This is a genomic window from Brucella sp. GW823-FHT04E01 (genome assembly GCF_058796175.1).
Window position 1 is genome coordinate 866846 of the sequence record NZ_JBXAIK010000003.1, and the last position, 17349, is coordinate 884194.

Consider the following 17349-nt stretch of genomic DNA (forward strand, 5'->3'; position numbering starts at 1 on the left):
AAGACCGTATGGCACGCGCCCTCGTCATGATCCCTGCGGGAGAAGTGTACGATCACGACAATGTCCGCTGGTATCGTCACACCGACGTTCAGGGCAGCATCAATCATTATCACAATATCGGCGATGCCTTCGTGTTCGAGTCATCGTTGAAACTGATGAATTACGAGAAGGCTTCCGAACTTCCGATCACCAATTTCTCACCTGAGAAAATTGATCAGCTGCGTGAAGAGTATGATTATGTGATCCTGCGCGGTTCGAACTATATCAACAAGGATATGAACTGGCGCGACACGATCCCGGTCTTGCAACGGCTTAAACTGCCGGTCATAGCATTCGGTATCGGAGCACAAGCGCCGGTCAGAGGGGAAATACAGCTTTCCGAAGAGACCAAGGCGGTCCTGCGCATCATTGCAGATTCGACGACATCCATCGGTGTGCGCGGCGCTTACACGGCGCAGGTACTGAACGATATCGGCATCCGCAATGTGCGCATCGTCGGTTGTCCGACTGCGTTTCGCCGCAACAACCAGCATTTGCGTATCAAGTTGCCACCACTGGAAAACGTGACTCAAGTCGGCGTTACGGTTCGCCGCGAGGTTTCACCAGCCTATGCACAGGATATCGAGCAATATCTGACGCGTCACCGCGACCTTATCAAAACCATGGCCGGGCGCTTCGATGTGACCTTGATGGCTCAGGGCGAGATCGATGAGAAGAAGATGGTCTTCGGCACTGCGGAGCAGAAGGAGGAGGCCATTGCAGCGCTCAAGAACCATCGCTGGACAGCAGACTGGTATTTCGACGAGACAATAGAAAACCTCTATCGCCATCGCATGTTCTATTCGGATGTCGTTGCCGATTACGAGGAACTGGTGCGCAGGCAACAGCTCGTTCTCGGCTATCGCTTGCATGGTAATCTGATGGCGCTGGCCAACGGCGTACCGTCCATCTATTTCACCTATGACAGCCGTACAGCCGAATTTGCCGAAACCTACAAGATACCGAGCTATGACGTCTTCAGCGACAAGCCTTTTCGGCTGGAAGACTATTGGGATCAGTCGTTGTTCGACAAGTATAACCGGGCATGGTTCGAGACCTATGCCGAAATGAAGCAGTTTCTCGATGAAAATGGTGTCGACAACAAGATGACCGAAACCGGACTTCCCATCGCGGAACTGAAGGTCGCGTAAGATTTAGTTCTTTGGCAGTTGAGCGGAGCTATTCCCCTTCTGCTCTTCTGCCAGAAGCGACCACGCAGCAATGAACATCGCGGCAATCAGCGGCCCGACCACAAAACCATTGATCCCGATCAGTGAAATGCCCCCAACCGTGGAGATCAGCACGACATAATCCGGCATGCGGGTGCCTTTTCCGACCAGAGGCGGGCGCAGGAGATTATCGACCAGTCCGATCACGAATACGCCCACGAAAACCAGAATACCTCCGCTGATCCATTCTCCGCTTGCAAAGAACCAGGCCGCTGCCGGCACCCAGACCAGTGCTGCGCCGACCGCTGGCAGCATGGAAAGGAATGTCATCAACACGCCCCAGAGCAAAGCCGCCTCGACGCCCAAGGACCAGAAAGTCACACCGCCGATCGTGCCCTGAATGATGGCAATGATGATATTGCCTTTCACCGTCGCGCGGATGACAGCGATGAACTTTTCCAGAAACTGCCGCGTGTAATCATCGTTGAGCGGAATGGCCTGCCTGATCTTCCGTCCAAGGTCCGCACCGTCGCGAAACAGGAAGAACAGCAGATAGAGCATGATGCCGAAGCCGATGAAGAATTGCAGCGTGTTCTGGCCGAAGCTGACCAGTTTTCCGGCAAAAAGCTGACTACCCTGCATGATCGCAGACGATATGCGCGCCCGCCATTCCGCGAAATCACCCAGCTCGAACCGGGTCAGCCACTCCTCCAGCGAATCCGGCAAGGCGCCCAGAACGCGTGAGATATAGCTGTTCAGATCAAACTCGCGACTGCTCAGGCGTTGATAGAGAGAATTCCCCTCCTGTACCAGCGAACCGAAAATCGCGAGCATTGGAATGATGACCAGACAGATGCACATCAGCACGGAAAGCAGAGCGGCAATGTTTTTCCTGCCGCCGAGCAGACGTTCCAGGCGCTGTTGTACTGGCGAAAAAACCACGGCGAGAATGACTGCCCAGAGAACCGCCGAATAATAAGGCAACAGCAGCCATGCAAAGGCGATGGTGACCAGTGCCAGTAGAATATAGAAGCTCGCGCGCTGGACGGACATAATCACCTGCTGCAGATTTCCGGGTCAGGAAACCCTGCCCGGAAAACCATTCCAATTCAATAGAGAAGCGCAGGCCCGGCAGGTTATGCCGCTTTCAGAGGCGCCCGCTTTTCATCGGGAAGTGAACGCGCGAGTGTGCTCAGAAGATCGCTTTGCGACACCAAACCAATGATGCGGCGCATTTCATCAACAACCACGACAGCATGCGCCAATCCATCGGTCAGGCTGGGCAGAAGGCTCATCACCGGATCGGCTTGCGCAGCGGTGGGCGCTTCCACGATATAGTTTCTGAAATCGTCACCCGGATGCATCAATTCGCGCAAACCGACTACGCCTTTCAGGCGACCGTCGGCCGTGTGTACCGGCAAGGTCAGTAGATTATGCCGCAAGATCAGGTCGCGCGCCTGGCTCGCCGTTGCGTCTTCATCGATACTGACGACATCACGAGACATAATATCGGCGCAGGTCAGGTCGCCGTGGGAACGAATGGACACTTCAAGCTCCACTTGCCGCAGCAGACGTCCAAGATCGTTGCGATCGATATCGAAGCTTTCATCCAGTGCAAGCAAGGCGCGGTCGATATCTTCCTCGCGGATACCCATCCGGACCGAAGGCGGCAAATCTTCGGTGCTGTGCTTGTTTACCGGCGCAGCCGCCGCCACGTGCGGATATTTCCGACGCGACAGTTTGTGAAAAAGGATACCAAGGCCGACCAGAAGGCAAGAGTTCAGCGCGACCGGCACAAGCGGAAACAGCAATCCCCACTTGGCAACCGCAGAACCACCCAGAACTGCAGTCAGCGCCGCTGCGCCGCCGGGCGGATGGAGGCTACGGGTAACCGACATTGCCGCGATGGCGAGCGCCACGCCAAGGCCGATCGCCAAAGCCGGATCATCAACAAACTGGGTGACGGCCAGTCCCACAAAGGCGGAAATCGTGTTGCCACCGATGATCGACCACGGCTGCGCCAGCGGACTGGTTGGAACTGCGAAAAGCAGAACCGCCGAAGCACCGATTGGCGCTACGATCAAAGGCAGATGCGGACCGCTTCCCAGCAGCATGCTCGATATGAATCCGGTCAGCGCGATACCAATCAAGGCACCGAGGCAAGCAATCGAACGTTCTCGCAGCGTTGCACCGGCAAGAACCGGCTTGAACAGTCGGAGCGCACGCGACTGGTGTTGTTCTGGATCTCTCTGGGTCATTCCGTCAATCAGGCCGATGATAGGGGACGCTTCAGCGAAAACCCGTTGAAGCTAAAGACTGTTCTCTTGGAGGTGAGACAATATCCTGCCCTTGCCGGATTCGAACAAGAAAGCAAATCAGCATCCGCTTGCCGGAATAGAAAAATTGTTCCCCGTTCATCAACTCATCGAGAACAATGGTCTCAATGTCATTTCAAGCCCGAGGATCATAAGGCCGATCAGAAACCATCGACGGAAGTTTTCCGGTCGGATTTTGCGGCGACAAGCCTGCCCTAGGAACATGCCAACCAGTGAAGGAACAATGGCCAGAACAGACACCAGCAGGAGATCACCGGAATATGCCTGCCTGCTCGAAAGCCCGATCGCAAGTGCAGCAGTCGAGACAGTAAAGGAAAGCCCGAGCGACTGCACAAGATCATCTTTTCTGAATCCTAGCGATTGCAGATAGGGCACAGCCGGTATGACGAATATCCCTGTAGCGCCCGCAATCAAGCCGGTCAGCAGCCCGATGACAGGTGACAGCAGGCGTTCAAGCTTTTCCGACACCTGTAGCTGGCGGGCGAACAACGTGTAGGCTGCATAGATAACGAGCGAAAAGCCCAGCATCGATGTGGTGACTGCAATGTTCCCCCCGACCAGAACCGCAGTTCCCGCAATGGTCCCGACTGCAATGGCAAGCATCATGCTCCAGAGACGGAGCATAAGCTGACCGAAGCTAGGCCCCGCCAGAAGCTGCCAAAGATTGGTGATGAACGACGGAATAATCAGCAGGCTTGCAGCTGCGAGCGGAGATATCAGCGCGCCCAATATGCCCATGGCGACTGTGGGCAGCCCCATTCCTGTCACGCCTTTGACAAAGCCGGCACCGAGGAATGTAACCGCAATCGTCAGGATCAAGGATAAAGAATAAGTCATGCCCCTGCTATAGCGACTTGGCCATCAGACGGAATGCGGAAGTTCCTTATCGAGCCTTCGGCTTTCCCATAGGCAGAATTCGCGCTAACATTGCTTATGCGCTTTGATCTTACCGACCTTCGCCTCTTCCTCGCTGTCGCCGATACCGGCAGCATCACTCATGGTGCGGCTGAAGTCGGCCTGTCGCTTCCAGCGGCAAGCGAGCGCCTGCGTGACATGGAGGCCTCCGGGCAGGTTTTGCTTCTGGAGCGGGGACGACGCGGCGTTGCCCTTACCGAAGCAGGCGAAGCCCTTGTCCATCACGCAAGAGCGGTCATGCGGCAGATGGCCGACCTGCATAGCGAATTGGGCTCACATGCCAAAGCCATGCGCACAGCCATTCGCGTCGCGGCCAATACCGCTACCGTCACCGAATATCTTCCGGCAAAACTCGCCGCCTGGATGGCAAAAAATCCTCGCATCGATGTGGAGTTGAAAGAACGACAGAGCAGCGATATTGCTCGTGCCATTTTGCGCGGTTTTGTAGAGATCGGAATTTTATCGGATGCGGTGGAAACTGCGGGTTTGGAACTGGTTCCTTTTGCAATAGATCAGCTGGTACTGATCACTGCCAGAAGCCATCCGCTGGCTGAACATAAGCGCGTGAGTTTCTCTGACATCCTGCAGGAACAGTTCATCGGTCTATCAGCTGGCGCACTGCAGGAGCACCTCGAAATTCAGGCAACCCGGCTAGGCGGCAGGCTTAAAATCAGGACGAAACTCCGCACGTTTGAAGGGGTCGGTAATATGGTGGCTGCCAGCGTAGGTGTTGCGATCATTCCGCAGACCGCCGCCCGACGCCTTAGAAAGACACTCCCCATTGCAACGGTCGCTATCTCCGATGCTTGGGCAAGAAGAAATCTGGCAATAGCGGTGCAATCCTTAGAAGAACTAACCACACCGGCCAGGAGCCTCGTCGATCACCTCGTCTTGAATGCTGAGCTTCCCGCAATCAAAACTGCATAAGATTAGCCCCGATCAGAAAGAACCTTCAAGACGATACGCCAGCGCACAGCGAAAACATGACAAGCGAGCTACCCAGACTTTGGTAGTACAAGCGCTTTCATTGAAGGTCAGGCATTGGCAAGCCGCCGGGATACATCTACATTCTTTTTCAAGCGCACCGAATAATTCTGCCGATTCAAGAGCAACAACGGTGCAGAAACATTTTATTGCAGTCATTGAATAGTATCGCATCTGATTGCCCGAAGCGCCCAAAGAGGCGTGGGGAACCAAATTCAGAATACCGGCACGCCCGCCGCAACATAGTCTGGGAGGACGCTATGATGAAAACTATCGCCGCTCTGGCGACAACACTTGCTATTTCCACCGCAGCTTTCACCGCACAGGCACAAAATTATCCGGAACGGACGATCACCATGGTCGTGCCTTTCTCAGCCGGTGGGCCTACCGACACTGTCACGCGACTTGTGGCAGAATCCATGTCCAAGGATCTCGGACAACAGGTTATCGTCGAGAATGTTGGCGGCGCAGGTGGAACACTCGGTGCCGGGCGTGTCGCAACCGCCGATCCGGATGGCTATACGCTTCTGCTTCACCATATCGGCATGGCCACAAGCGCCACGCTTTACCGCAAGCTCGCCTATGACACGCTGAACGCGTTTGAATATGTCGGTCTTGTCACGGAAGTTCCGATGACGATTGTTGCACGCAAAGACCTTGAGCCAACCGATCTCAAGGGGCTGATCGAATATGCCAAGGCCAACAAGGATACGGCGACGGTCGCCAATGCCGGTATCGGCGCGGCATCGCATCTTTGCGGCATGTTGTTCATGAGCGCGATTGAAACGCCGCTCGTCACAGTTCCCTACAAGGGAACCGGCCCGGCCATGACCGATCTTCTCGGTGGACAGGTCGACATCATGTGTGACCAGACCACCAACACGACGAAGCAGATTCAGGCCGGCACGATCAAGGCTTATGCCGTTACCTCGCCTGAACGTCTGGACGTGCTGAAAGACCTTCCGACTACCAAGGAAGCCGGTCTGGACGGCATGGAAGTGGGCATCTGGCATGGCATCTATGCCCCCAAGGGAACCCCGGCGGAAGTCACCGAACGTCTGTCGAAGTCGCTTCAGGTGGCCTTGAAAGACCAGAATGTGGTTGCCCGTTTTGCCGAACTCGGCACAAAGCCGTCTCCGGAATCCGATGCGACACCGGCCGCGTTGAAGGCCAAGCTCGAAACCGAAATCGCGCGCTGGAAGCCGATTATCGAAGCCGCAGGACAATACGCGGACTGATCGTACAGGAAACAATCAAGGCATGTCATCTGACGCGCCTTGATTGTCGTTTTCCCTTCGGCTGCACATCAAACTGCAGTCGACGGGATACACGACCGACGTCATATGCCGATCTTCCGGCATAGCCCTTTCAACGGCAAATCCGAAAGACGATTGGCCATGAACGAGCCCTCAAGGAAATTCTCAATAGATCCGACCAACGGATTGTGCGGTGCACTGCTCGCACTGACAGGTGCCTTTTTTGCCTATCAGTCGCTTGGTCTGGACCTCGGCACATCGTTACGTATGGGACCGGGATATTTCCCACTTGTCCTTTCCGGTGTGCTAATCCTGCTTGGACTGGTCATCCTTATTCAGGCTACACGTGTCTCCGGCGAGCCTATCGGCCCGATCGCTTGGCGCGGCCTGTTCTTTATTCTGCCTGCGCCGATATTCTTCGGCCTGACCGTGCGCGGCCTCGGCTTCGTACCGTCGCTGTTTCTGACCTGTCTCATCGCCTCTTTCGCCTCGATGCGTATGAAACCACTTGCAGCAATCATTCTTGCCGCTGCAATCACGGTCTTTTCGGTCATTGTCTTCAGCTACGCGCTCGCGCTGCCATATCAGCGTTTCGGGCCCTGGTGGCCGTTCTAAAGGGGGCACGAGCATGGAGCTTTTCAACAATCTTGCGCTTGGCTTCTCAACAGCATCGACGCTTGCCAATCTCGGCTTTTGCCTTATCGGCGTATTGCTTGGCACGTTGATCGGCGTTTTGCCGGGCATCGGTGCCACCGCGACCATTGCCATGCTTCTTCCGATCACGTTCCAGATTGGCGATCCGGTTTCCGCACTGATCATGCTTGCTGGCATCTATTACGGTGCCCAATATGGCGGGTCGACAACCGCAATTCTCATCAACATGCCGGGAGAATCCTCGTCGGCGGTGACGGCCATCGACGGCTACCAGATGGCGCGCCGCGGGCGTGCCGGTGCAGCACTTGCAATCGCGGCAATCGGTTCATTCTTCGCCGGCACTGTCTCCACCTTTCTGGTGGCGATCTTCGCTCCGCCACTCACAGAAATCGCCCTGAAATTCGGCTCGGCTGAGTATTTCTCGCTGATGGTCGTCGGGCTGGTGTCGTCCGTGGCACTGGCGCACGGTTCGATCATCAAGGCTCTGGCGATGGTTGTACTGGGGCTGCTGCTCGGTCTTATCGGTACTGACATCTACACCGGCACACCGCGTTTCACGCTCGGCATTACAGAATATGCGGATGGCCTCAATTTCGTTGCCGTTGCTGTCGGCGTGTTCGGCATCGCTGAAATTCTGCGCAATCTCGAAAATGAACATGCGCGCGAAGTGCTGATGGCCAAAGTCACAGGACTGATGCCGACGCGCGACGATTTCAAGCGCATGACTGCGCCAATCCTGCGCGGAACGGTCATCGGTTCGGCGCTTGGTATCCTGCCCGGCGGTGGTGCCATTCTGGCGTCTTTTGCTTCCTACACGGTGGAAAAGCGTATTTCCGATACGCCGGAAGAGTTCGGAAAGGGCGCGATAGCAGGCGTTGCAGGACCGGAATCCGCCAACAATGCCGGTGCGCAGACATCCTTCATTCCGATGCTCACACTCGGCATTCCAGCCAATCCGGTCATGGCATTGATGATCGGCGCCATGATTATTCAGGGCATCGTGCCAGGCCCGAATGTTGCAACAGAACAACCCGCCTTGTTCTGGGGTGTGATTGCGTCGATGTGGATCGGCAATCTCATGCTCATCATCTTGAACCTGCCACTGATCGGCCTGTGGGTAAAGCTTCTGACAGTGCCCTATTATGTGCTTTTTCCGATTATCATGACTTTCTGTTCAATCGGCGTTTATAGCGTCAATTCGAATGTCTACGATCTCTACGCAGTCGCCTTCTTCGGCTTCATCGGCTATCTGCTGGCCAAACTGCGCTGCGAACCCGCCCCCCTGCTGCTTGGCTTCGTTCTCGGCCCGTTGCTGGAGGAACATCTGCGACGCGCCATGATCCTGTCACGCGGCGACCCGGCAACCTTTTTCACCCGCCCGATCAGCGCCATTCTGCTCGCCATAGCTGCGGCCGTTCTCGTGGTCGTGCTGCTTCCATCGGTACGCAAGAAGCGCGACGAGGTGTTCGTCGAGGAAGGTTAACCTAGGTTAAGCCAAAAGATGACGCTGGAGCATTGATATGCTATAGGAACCGGGGGCTTGGCCGGGGGCCTGTATTGTCGTTTGAATCGCCAGCACAGAGGGAGGTGTCATGGCGGACGAACAGCGTCGAAGCTTCCGGCAGCGACTGGCTGCCATCGTCATTGCGGGTATCGGCACGGCCGCCGCAAGCGTATTCTCCTATGCAGCAGCAATTTATGAAGCAGCCAATCCTGAGCCTATGCGGGAACTGAACCCCGGCGAGACGGTCGATACTGGACGCTGGCACGTGGCGATAACCGGCGCGCGCTTTAGCTCTGTTCCACCGACCGGTGTGAAACCTTACGAGCCCAAGAACTACCTCATGGTCGATGTCAATCTGGACAATCGCTCCGCGTCGTCAGCCTATGCATCGCGAAGGCTCCTCACCCTCGATCCGCCAAATCCGGCGCTGAAAGACCCAATCGTTTACATCATCAAGGACAAATGGATTGCGAGCCCGATCAATCCCGGCATGCCGGAAAAGCTGACCGTAGTATGGGAATGGCCGCAAGGTGAAACTCCGCCGCAGAAAGTGCGGCTCCTCATTGGCAGTGAAATCTACAAGAAGCGGGATAATCTCTATGGGGCCTCTACATGGCTTGATCGGGACCCCATCGCGGTCATCCAATTGCCTGTTCATATGTCATCTGCCGAGAGCGAAGGATGATGGGCTGGCTCAAAAACACTCTCATGCTGTGCGTGGCCGCCGCCGCGCTATATGGCATGCAGCATTCCACCCCCTATTACAGCGATATCTTTTCCTCCGTAACCATTGAAGGACAGCAGGGAAAGCCAGCAGAAACCAGTCGTTTTGTCGTCGGCATCGTGAATGTTTATCGGGCCCGGCAACTGACGACACCCGGCATCGGAAGCACCCGCGCCTATAATACGGATGGCGAATGGCTGGTCATCGAGGCCGCAGCCAAAGCAAAGATCGAGAGCCTTGGCCTCGCGGCTGTCGAATGGCTTGGGCCGAACGGTATCCGCTACGCCATGAGCAAACGTCCGACTTATGCGCCCGGTATAGTCGGCTCAGAACGACTGGAGCCGGGGATTCCACGTCCTATACTGATGGTGTTTGAATTGCCGCGTGACCAGATCGCAGGTGGAAAGCTGCTCATTGCCGAATCTTCACTGACCCCTCTTTCAGAACAGGTGCAGATCAGCATGAACTCCACGGCGCAGGACAATGTCAGCCAGTCAATCGCGATCAAACGCATGGGGACCATCATGCCCTGGCAATTGGAGGTCAGCCAATGAGTGAAGCAGCCTCTTCAGGCGAGCGAAAATCGTTCTGGATATGCCTTGCTCTCCTGATTATCGCCCTGCCCCTTGCTGTTTTCGTGCGTTCCGACGGCGGTTTGTTGCGATGGATCGAGCAGAACCTGCAAGAGCCGATTGTCGTGCCGCGTGGCGATGTGCAGACTTATGCTGGTGCCAACTGGAAACTGGTCGCATTGGACAAGTTTCCAGGCACATTGCCAAAGACGAATATCGTGCTTGCAGAAATCGAAGTGACTATTCAGGACGGTGAACAGTTGAAACAGTTGATCCCCTGTTTCGTAACTGCGACGGACACTGAAGGCCGCAGCTGGTCGACGTTGTATGTATCCAATCAAGTAATCCAAAAACTGAAACCGGAAGCCGCCGACAAGCCGAAATGCTACGATCTTGCCAATGAAAATGGCAGCGCCCCGGTTCGTATCGTCGAGAGCTTTCTTGTTCCCGAAAACGTCGGAGAGCTTTCGCTATCGCTCTCTATGCTGGGGAAACAGCCTGAGCATCTGGTTCTAAAATAGCCCTGTTCTTCTGGCTCACCAACGCATATTCGAGGACTGCCGCCAGAAGTGCGATACGTATTGCGTCAAGCAGGATGCCGCCATCAAGCTCCGTCGGGCTACCGATCAGAATAGCCAGAACATTGGCGATGCGTTGCCAAATTTCGATATCGTATGGTCCAAGATAATGGGTCGTACCGTACCAGATCCATGCGCCGGTCCAGCTTATGGCACGGTAGAGAACGATAAACGACAGCAGGGTTCCAAGCCCTGCCCCGACGACCAGTTTCAGGCAGGTCCATACAGGCCGGTAGCGGCTGCGATAACCGCCCAGATAATGTGCAGTGAAGTCGCTCAACCACTTCCGGAAGGTCGTTCCGCGAGATGGGGCTGGCGGAACCGGTGCTTTCCTGGCGGACAGATCATAGCCGTAGATGATTGCGGCCATCACCAGCCAGACCATCGGCAGGAGCGCATAGAAGAACAGATTCTGCGCCTGTACCCAGAAGCTCGGTTGCTGGAACTCCACGGGCACAAAATTTTCGGCAGCGTAAGCGCTCATCGAAAACCATGCAGCACTGACATCGAAACTGTCGAGCAGGGACCCGGCCCCAATCCAGCGGATGAGATCATCCTTCCACTTGTCGAGCGCAAACAGACCTATGAATATCCAGCTTGCGTCGGCGCCGACAATCAACAGCCGCAACCAAGGTGAATGGACTTTCTCATTCGCCCGTTTGGCAATCCAGCGGATCAGCCAGCAGACGAAAATTGCCGCGATCAGGCTACCGGAACGCACAAGGTCGAATATGTGCATCTTCTCGCCAAAGGCTGTGCGCTCAAAAGCAAGCCGCGAATATTCGCGCACTGTGTCGCCAAGAAAGCCCCATGCGGCGTAATAGGCGAAGAACGGCAGAATGACGGCTGCCGTCACCATCAGCATACGGTCGGCCTTGCGATTGTCGGGCGACGGTGCGGTTCCTGCCGTAGCGGTTTGGCGCAACGAAGCAAGCGCTGGCAATCCGGGGCGCAGCGTGGCGAACATCGTCACCACGACGAGCAGCTTCACAAGTACGACCAGCGAAAGCACGACCATTCCGGCGAGCGGAAAGTATCCGCCCGCGCGTACCGCAGCATCGAGCAGCAAGTCGCGTGCAATATAGCCCAGCGTACCGATAAGCAGCAGCTGGGGCCAGAACCGTGCCAGAAGACGGGCTGTCAGAGCGAGCAGACCGCCGATATCCTTGAGCATCGTCATGGCCGCAGTTTAGCCAGCTGATTGGTAGGGCTCAATATATTTTATTTGTCTAATATATAGACCCGCACTTATCCACGCCGCGTGCCGGAAGATACGATGTCGAGATAGACAGCCAGAACAAGAATGCTGCCCTTGATGATCTGCTGCCAGAACGTATCGACGCCGAGCATGGACATGCCGTTGTCGAGGCTCGACATGATGAGCGCGCCGACCAGTGCACCCAGCACGGAACCAACGCCGCCGCGCATGGAGGTGCCGCCGATGAAACAGGAGGCAATGGCGTCAAGTTCGCCGCCCATGCCTGCCGATGGCGTGCCTGCCGCGAGGCGTGAGGTCGTTGTCAGGCCAGCCACCGCCGCCATCAACCCCATCAGTGCGAAGACGGCCATTTTGACGAAATTGACGTTCACGCCGGAAAAGCGCGTCGCTTCTGTGTTGGAGCCGACCGCATAGATGTGGCGACCGAACACGGTCTGTTTTGCAATGACAGTGAAGACGCCAAGGATCACCAGCAGGATCAGCACCGGAACCGGCACACCCTGATAGCTGTTAAGGATCAGGATAAAACCGAGGATCAGGATACCAATACCGAGAAGCCTTGCGACTTCCATTCCGGATGAAAGTGTCTGGAGATTATGCTTGCGCTTGCTGGCCCGCGTGCGCAGTGTCATCAGGATCAGCACGCCGAACAGGGCAATAGCGCAGAGATTGCCAAGCCAGCCCGGCAGATAGCCCTGCCCGATATATTTGAACTCCGGAGAGATCGGCGCAATGGTGACGCCACCCATAATGCCGAGCACGATGCCGCGAAACACAAGCTGGCCGCCAAGCGTGACGATGAAGGACGGTATGCCGAGATAGGCAGTCAGCCAGCCGTTAAAGGCGCCAAGCGCCACGCCGAGAACCAGAACCGTGCTGATCGTCGCCCATAAGGGCCATCCGTAGATCACGTCGAGAACGGCGGCGATGCCGCCCAAAAGCCCCAAAAGTGCGCCAACCGAAAGATCGATTTCACCGGCAACGATGACGAAAACCATCGCCGATGCGAGCATTCCGGTAATGGCCATCTGGCGTAGAAGATTGGAGAAGTTGCGTGCCGTCAGGAACTGCGAACGTCCCATTTCAGGATCGTAGGTAAGGATCGCAAACAATGCCCAGATGAGCGCAACCACAATCAGCAGCGCGACAATCTTATAATCCGCCAGAAACTTCCGAAGGCTTTTGCCCGTCAATGTCATATCATGCACCGGTCAAATTTGAGCATTTCCAGCAAAGATGTGAAACGGTTTTGCATAAGGAAAATGCGTGAAAACAAAGAGTTATTCGAGGATCAGGCCGCATTGGTCATCGGTTTGCCGATTGCAGCGGCAAGCACCTTCTCCTGGGTAAGATTTTCATTGGGGAAATCGCCACGCAGCGTGCCCTCACCGATCACGAGAACACGGTCGCTGATGCCAAGAACTTCCGGCATTTCGGAAGAGACCATGAGCACCGCGACACCCTGTTTCGCGAGTGCGAAGATCAGTTTGTAGATTTCATATTTCGCACCAACATCGACGCCCCGCGTCGGCTCATCGAGAATGAGCACCTTGGGGTCTGGCAGCATCATCTTCGACAGCACCGCCTTCTGCTGGTTGCCACCGGACAGGGATGCAATTTCCAGCATCGGATCGGCAGTCTTCACCTTGAGGCGCAGAATTTCGCGCTGGATCGTGGCCAGTTCCGCTTCCTTGTCGAGCAATCCGCGCAAGGAAAAGCGATCCAGCACGGAGACCGTCATATTATAGCCCACAGGCATGATCGGCAGGATGCCATCCTTCTTTCGGTCCTCCGGCACCATGCAGATGCCCTGTCGAACCGCATCACGCGGTGTGCGGATCTTCAGCTCCTTGCCTTCCAGAAAGACTTGCCCGTCATGCGCTCCGGGCCAGACACCGAACAGGCTGGACACCAGTTCCGTGCGCCCCGCGCCCACCAGCCCGGCAATACCGAGAATTTCACCGCGTCGCAGCGCGAATGAAACATTGTCGACCACCTTGCGATCCGGATTGGTCACATCCCAGCAGTTGATATTGCGCGCCTCGAAAACAACCTCGCCAATATCGTGCGGCTCGCGCGGAAACAGGTTTTTCATCTCGCGCCCCACCATCATGGTGATGATGGCTGGCGTGGTGAGTTCCGCCATCGGCTTCGTCGCGATATGCGTTCCGTCGCGAATGACCGTCACCGTGTCGGAAATTTCGGCCACTTCATCCAGCTTGTGGGAGATGTAGACACAGGCCATGCCTTGCGCCTTGAAGTCCTTGATGAGATCGAGAAGGACGCGTGTTTCGGATGCCGTCAGCGCCGATGTCGGCTCATCCAGAATGAGCAGTTTCGCATTCTTGTTGATCGCCTTTGCGATCTCGATCAACTGCTGCTTGCCACCCGGATAATGATAGACCGGAAGCGCGACATTGATGTCATGGATCTTGAGGCGCGCCAGAAGTTCCGTCGCACGCGCATTCATCTGGTCATAATCGATGAAGCCTCCGCTTGTCGGCTCCGATCCCAGAAAGATGTTTTCCGCAACCGACAGATGCGGCACCATCATGAGTTCCTGATGGATGATGACGATACCCGCGGCTTCCGTATCGCGGATGCCCGTCGCCTTCAGTTCCTGGCCTTCCCAGAAAATTTCCCCGCTCCAGGTGCCATGGGGATAAACGCCGGAAAGCACTTTCATCAGCGTGGATTTGCCCGCGCCGTTCTCACCGCAAAGGCCGACACACTCCCCCGCGCGCACTTTCAGGTAAATACCGTCAAGCGCTTTCACGCCGTTGAAGTCCTTACCGATATTGCGCATCTCTAGAAGATATTCGGACATCGCATATGACCTTGCAGTAACGCAGCAGAATGAGCCGTCCGGTTTCAAACCACACCATCTTCAGGCGGAAATGTTCCGGACAACGCTGTCACAGACAGCATCGACAAGTCGGTGAGGCCAGAAGCTGGATCATGATTTCCAGACTTCCGGCCCCACTATTCTCTCAAGGATAAGTCGCCGGAAAAGCTTACTTCCCTTCAATCTGCTCCTTGGTGTAGAAGCCGTCCTGAACGTAGATGTCGATATTGTCCTTGGTCACGGCAGTCGGCGTCAGCAGAAGCGTGTCGACCTGCTTGCCGCCATTGTCGAGCTTGGAATTGAACTCAGGCGTTTCACCCTTGACCATCTGGACGGTCAGCTTGGCAGCTTCCGAAGCAATGAGTTTCAGCGGCTTGTAGACCGTAACGGTCTGCGTACCGTCAATCAGACGCTTGACGGCGGCAAGGTCGCTATCCTGACCGGAAACAGCAGTCTTTCCAGCCAGTCCCTGCGCGGCAAGAGCCTGAATGGCGCCGCCGGCGGTGCCGTCATTTGAAGCGACAACCGCATCAATCTTGTTCTGTGCAGCCGTCAGAGCATTTTCCATGATGGAGAGCGCTTCCGTCGGGCTCCACTCCTTCACCCACTGCGAGCCAATGACCTTCACCTTGCCGGAATCGATAGCTTCTTTCAGAGCCTTTTCCTGTCCGGCACGGAGAAGCTTGGCGTTGTTATCCGTCGGCGAGCCGCCAAGGAGATAATAATTGCCTTCCGGCTTGGCCTTCAGGACGGCTTCGGCCTGCATGAAGCCGACGCGCTCATTGTCGAACGAGATATAGGCATCGATATCCGCATTGAGGATCAGACGGTCATAGGACAGAACCTTGATGCCGGATGCCTTGGCGTCAGCCACGACCGCATCGAAAACCTTGGAGTTCATGGGCACGATGACGATGGCGTCAACACCCTGCGCAATCAGGTTTTCAACCTGCTTGACCTGCTTTTCCTCGTTGCCGTCAGCCGACTGTACATTGACCTTGGCGCCCAGCTTTTCTGCTGCTTCAATGAAATAGTCGCGGTCACGTGCCCAGCGCTCGACGCGAAGATCGTCGATGGAAAAGCCAATGACCGGGTTTTCCGGCGAAGCATAGACCGGCGTGGACGCCATGGCGCCAATGCCCAAAGCCGCGGCAACCAGCGCGCCGGTCAGAAAATTACGACGTTTCATGCAAATCTCCTCCAAACAACACCGGCTTGCTACCGGCTGATACCAAACCGCGCCCCCGAACGTATTCCGCCCCCGGAGTTCGGCACGATAAAACAGCCCTCTTCAGAGCTGCTTATTCCTTGAATGGCCGATCCTCCCAAAGGCGCGTTACGCCAAGATCACTCCATCGGGACAGCATGCAAAAGACACACTGCCCCATCCTCGGGAACCATTGATACGTGAAGAAAAATGAATAGCAAGCATTTTTTGATTTACGTACCTCATTTTTGATCTTATGGTCCGCATCGAGGAGCGAGGATGAAACCTACAGTCCATGATATAGCCAGAACAGCGGGCGTCAGCCTTGCCACGGTCGACCGGGTGCTGAACGAACGTCCGGGTGTGAGAGCGAAGACGCGCGACCGGGTTATGGAAGCGATGAACACGCTCGGCTATGTGCGCGATGTGGGCGCTGCCAATCTCGCACGCGGACGGCTTTATCAGTTCGATTTTATTTTGCCGGACAATGAAAATACCTTCATGCTGAGCCTGCGCGCGGAACTGCAATCCGCGACAGAACGGGCTTTGGCTGAGCGTGTGCTGGTCAATGTCGTACTCGTTCCGGCCTTCGATGAAGCAGCACTTGTCGCAGCACTGGACGAATGTGCCTCACGCAAGCCCGACGGCGTTGCATTCGTGGCAGTCGACACCGATCCCGTGCGCGAAGCCTGCGCCCGATTGGGTGAGCAAGGTATTCACGCCGTCACGCTCGTATCCGACCTTGGGCATTCCACACGAACGCATTATGTCGGCGTCGATAACGGCGCAGCCGGACGCACGGCAGCGCGGCTTCTGGGGCTCTTTGCCAACGGAACGGAGGGGGCTCTTGCGGTGGTCGCCGGCTCGTTGAAAGTCCGCGATCATCAGGAACGTTTCGACGGTTTTACGGCAGCCATGAAAGCAGACTTTCCGGGCCGTGAGATATTGCCCGTTCTGGAAGGATTCGATGAAGGATCGCGGGTGGAACAGCTTGTCGGCAAGCTGCTTGACGAGCGCAGCGACATTGCCGGGATCTATAGCCTCGGCGCTGGCAACAGCGGTCTTGTGAAGGCGTTGGCTGAACATACATCCAATCGACCGCTCGTCATCGCGCACGAACGCGACAGCGTGACCTCAAAAGCGCTGACAGATGGCATTATCCATGCGGTGCTGGCGCAGGATGCGGGCCATGAAATCCGTAGCGCCATCCGGGTTCTCAAAGCATCTGCGGATCGTCTGGCGATCGTTCCGGGACAGGAACACATCCGCATCGAAATTTTCCTTAAAGACAACCTGCCGCATTTCGACTGACGCGCGGGCCACAACGCCTTTCCAACAGGAGTAAAT

General features: G+C 55.9%; 16 protein-coding genes. 9 read left to right on the forward strand and 7 right to left on the reverse strand.

The features are described from left to right. The first annotated feature begins 8 nt into the window (after positions 1-8). Positions 9-1190 carry a polysaccharide pyruvyl transferase family protein gene (locus AC1RHM_RS14380; protein ID WP_010658626.1) on the forward strand — a complete coding sequence of 394 codons (1182 nt, stop codon included), beginning with the start codon at positions 9-11 and terminating at the stop codon, positions 1188-1190. A 3-nt stretch (positions 1191-1193) separates the two neighbouring features. Here AC1RHM_RS14380 and AC1RHM_RS14385 read toward each other — a convergent pair whose 3' ends face one another. From AC1RHM_RS14385 to AC1RHM_RS14395, 3 genes are all read right to left on the reverse strand, one after another. Then, positions 1194-2261 (reverse strand): AI-2E family transporter, encoded by a 1068-nt coding sequence (locus tag AC1RHM_RS14385; protein WP_010658625.1) that lies wholly within the window; start codon positions 2259-2261, stop codon positions 1194-1196. 83 nt (positions 2262-2344) lie between these two features. Continuing rightward, complete coding sequence (locus AC1RHM_RS14390; RefSeq protein WP_010658624.1) at positions 2345-3466, reverse strand: HPP family protein; 1122 nt, start codon at positions 3464-3466, stop codon at positions 2345-2347. Positions 3467-3625: 159 nt separating this feature from the next. Beyond that, positions 3626-4381, reverse strand: coding sequence for a sulfite exporter TauE/SafE family protein (locus AC1RHM_RS14395; protein WP_010658623.1), 756 nt, complete (start codon positions 4379-4381; stop codon positions 3626-3628). A gap of 96 nt (positions 4382-4477) precedes the next feature. Between AC1RHM_RS14395 and AC1RHM_RS14400 the strand changes: the two genes are divergently transcribed. The 7 genes from AC1RHM_RS14400 to AC1RHM_RS14430 all read left to right on the forward strand — a co-directional run bounded on the left by AC1RHM_RS14400 (position 4478) and on the right by AC1RHM_RS14430 (position 10674). Beyond that, entirely contained in the window at positions 4478-5386 is a 909-nt protein-coding gene (locus AC1RHM_RS14400; RefSeq protein ID WP_010658622.1) for a LysR substrate-binding domain-containing protein, read from the forward strand. A 317-nt stretch (positions 5387-5703) separates the two neighbouring features. Next, the gene (locus AC1RHM_RS14405) at positions 5704-6681 is read left to right on the forward strand and encodes a tripartite tricarboxylate transporter substrate-binding protein (protein ID WP_010658621.1); all 978 of its coding nucleotides are present in this window, start codon (positions 5704-5706) and stop codon (positions 6679-6681) included. A gap of 159 nt (positions 6682-6840) precedes the next feature. Further along, entirely contained in the window at positions 6841-7314 is a 474-nt protein-coding gene (locus AC1RHM_RS14410) for a tripartite tricarboxylate transporter TctB family protein (RefSeq protein WP_010658620.1), read from the forward strand. Positions 7315-7327: 13 nt separating this feature from the next. Beyond that, on the forward strand, positions 7328-8836 hold the full coding sequence (locus AC1RHM_RS14415; protein ID WP_010658619.1) for a tripartite tricarboxylate transporter permease: 1509 nt from the start codon (positions 7328-7330) through the stop codon (positions 8834-8836). 109 nt (positions 8837-8945) lie between these two features. Further along, entirely contained in the window at positions 8946-9542 is a 597-nt protein-coding gene (locus AC1RHM_RS14420; RefSeq protein WP_010658618.1) for a hypothetical protein, read from the forward strand. Next, positions 9542-10135 carry a hypothetical protein gene (locus AC1RHM_RS14425; RefSeq protein WP_010658617.1) on the forward strand — a complete coding sequence of 198 codons (594 nt, stop codon included), beginning with the start codon at positions 9542-9544 and terminating at the stop codon, positions 10133-10135. Before AC1RHM_RS14420 ends, AC1RHM_RS14425 begins: the two co-directional genes overlap by 1 nt. Further along, on the forward strand, positions 10132-10674 hold the full coding sequence (locus tag AC1RHM_RS14430; RefSeq protein WP_010658616.1) for a hypothetical protein: 543 nt from the start codon (positions 10132-10134) through the stop codon (positions 10672-10674). The genes AC1RHM_RS14425 and AC1RHM_RS14430 overlap by 4 nt, the downstream gene beginning before the upstream one ends. Here AC1RHM_RS14430 and AC1RHM_RS14435 read toward each other — a convergent pair. From AC1RHM_RS14435 to xylF, 4 genes are all read right to left on the reverse strand, one after another. Then, on the reverse strand, positions 10634-11911 hold the full coding sequence (locus tag AC1RHM_RS14435; RefSeq protein ID WP_151576813.1) for a hypothetical protein: 1278 nt from the start codon (positions 11909-11911) through the stop codon (positions 10634-10636). The genes AC1RHM_RS14430 and AC1RHM_RS14435 overlap by 41 nt on opposite strands. 68 nt (positions 11912-11979) lie before the next feature. Continuing rightward, complete coding sequence (locus tag AC1RHM_RS14440; RefSeq protein WP_010658614.1) at positions 11980-13149, reverse strand: sugar ABC transporter permease; 1170 nt, start codon at positions 13147-13149, stop codon at positions 11980-11982. A 92-nt stretch (positions 13150-13241) separates the two neighbouring features. Continuing rightward, positions 13242-14777 carry a xylose ABC transporter ATP-binding protein gene (locus AC1RHM_RS14445; protein ID WP_010658613.1) on the reverse strand — a complete coding sequence of 512 codons (1536 nt, stop codon included), beginning with the start codon at positions 14775-14777 and terminating at the stop codon, positions 13242-13244. Positions 14778-14964: 187 nt separating this feature from the next. Continuing rightward, positions 14965-15984, reverse strand: a complete 1020-nt coding sequence (xylF, locus tag AC1RHM_RS14450) for a D-xylose ABC transporter substrate-binding protein (protein WP_010658612.1) — start codon at positions 15982-15984, stop codon at positions 14965-14967. A 297-nt stretch (positions 15985-16281) separates the two neighbouring features. On the opposite strand from xylF, the gene AC1RHM_RS14455 reads away from it, so the two are divergent. After that, the gene (locus AC1RHM_RS14455; RefSeq protein ID WP_010658611.1) at positions 16282-17313 is read left to right on the forward strand and encodes a LacI family DNA-binding transcriptional regulator; all 1032 of its coding nucleotides are present in this window, start codon (positions 16282-16284) and stop codon (positions 17311-17313) included. Positions 17314-17349: the final 36 nt, after the last annotated feature.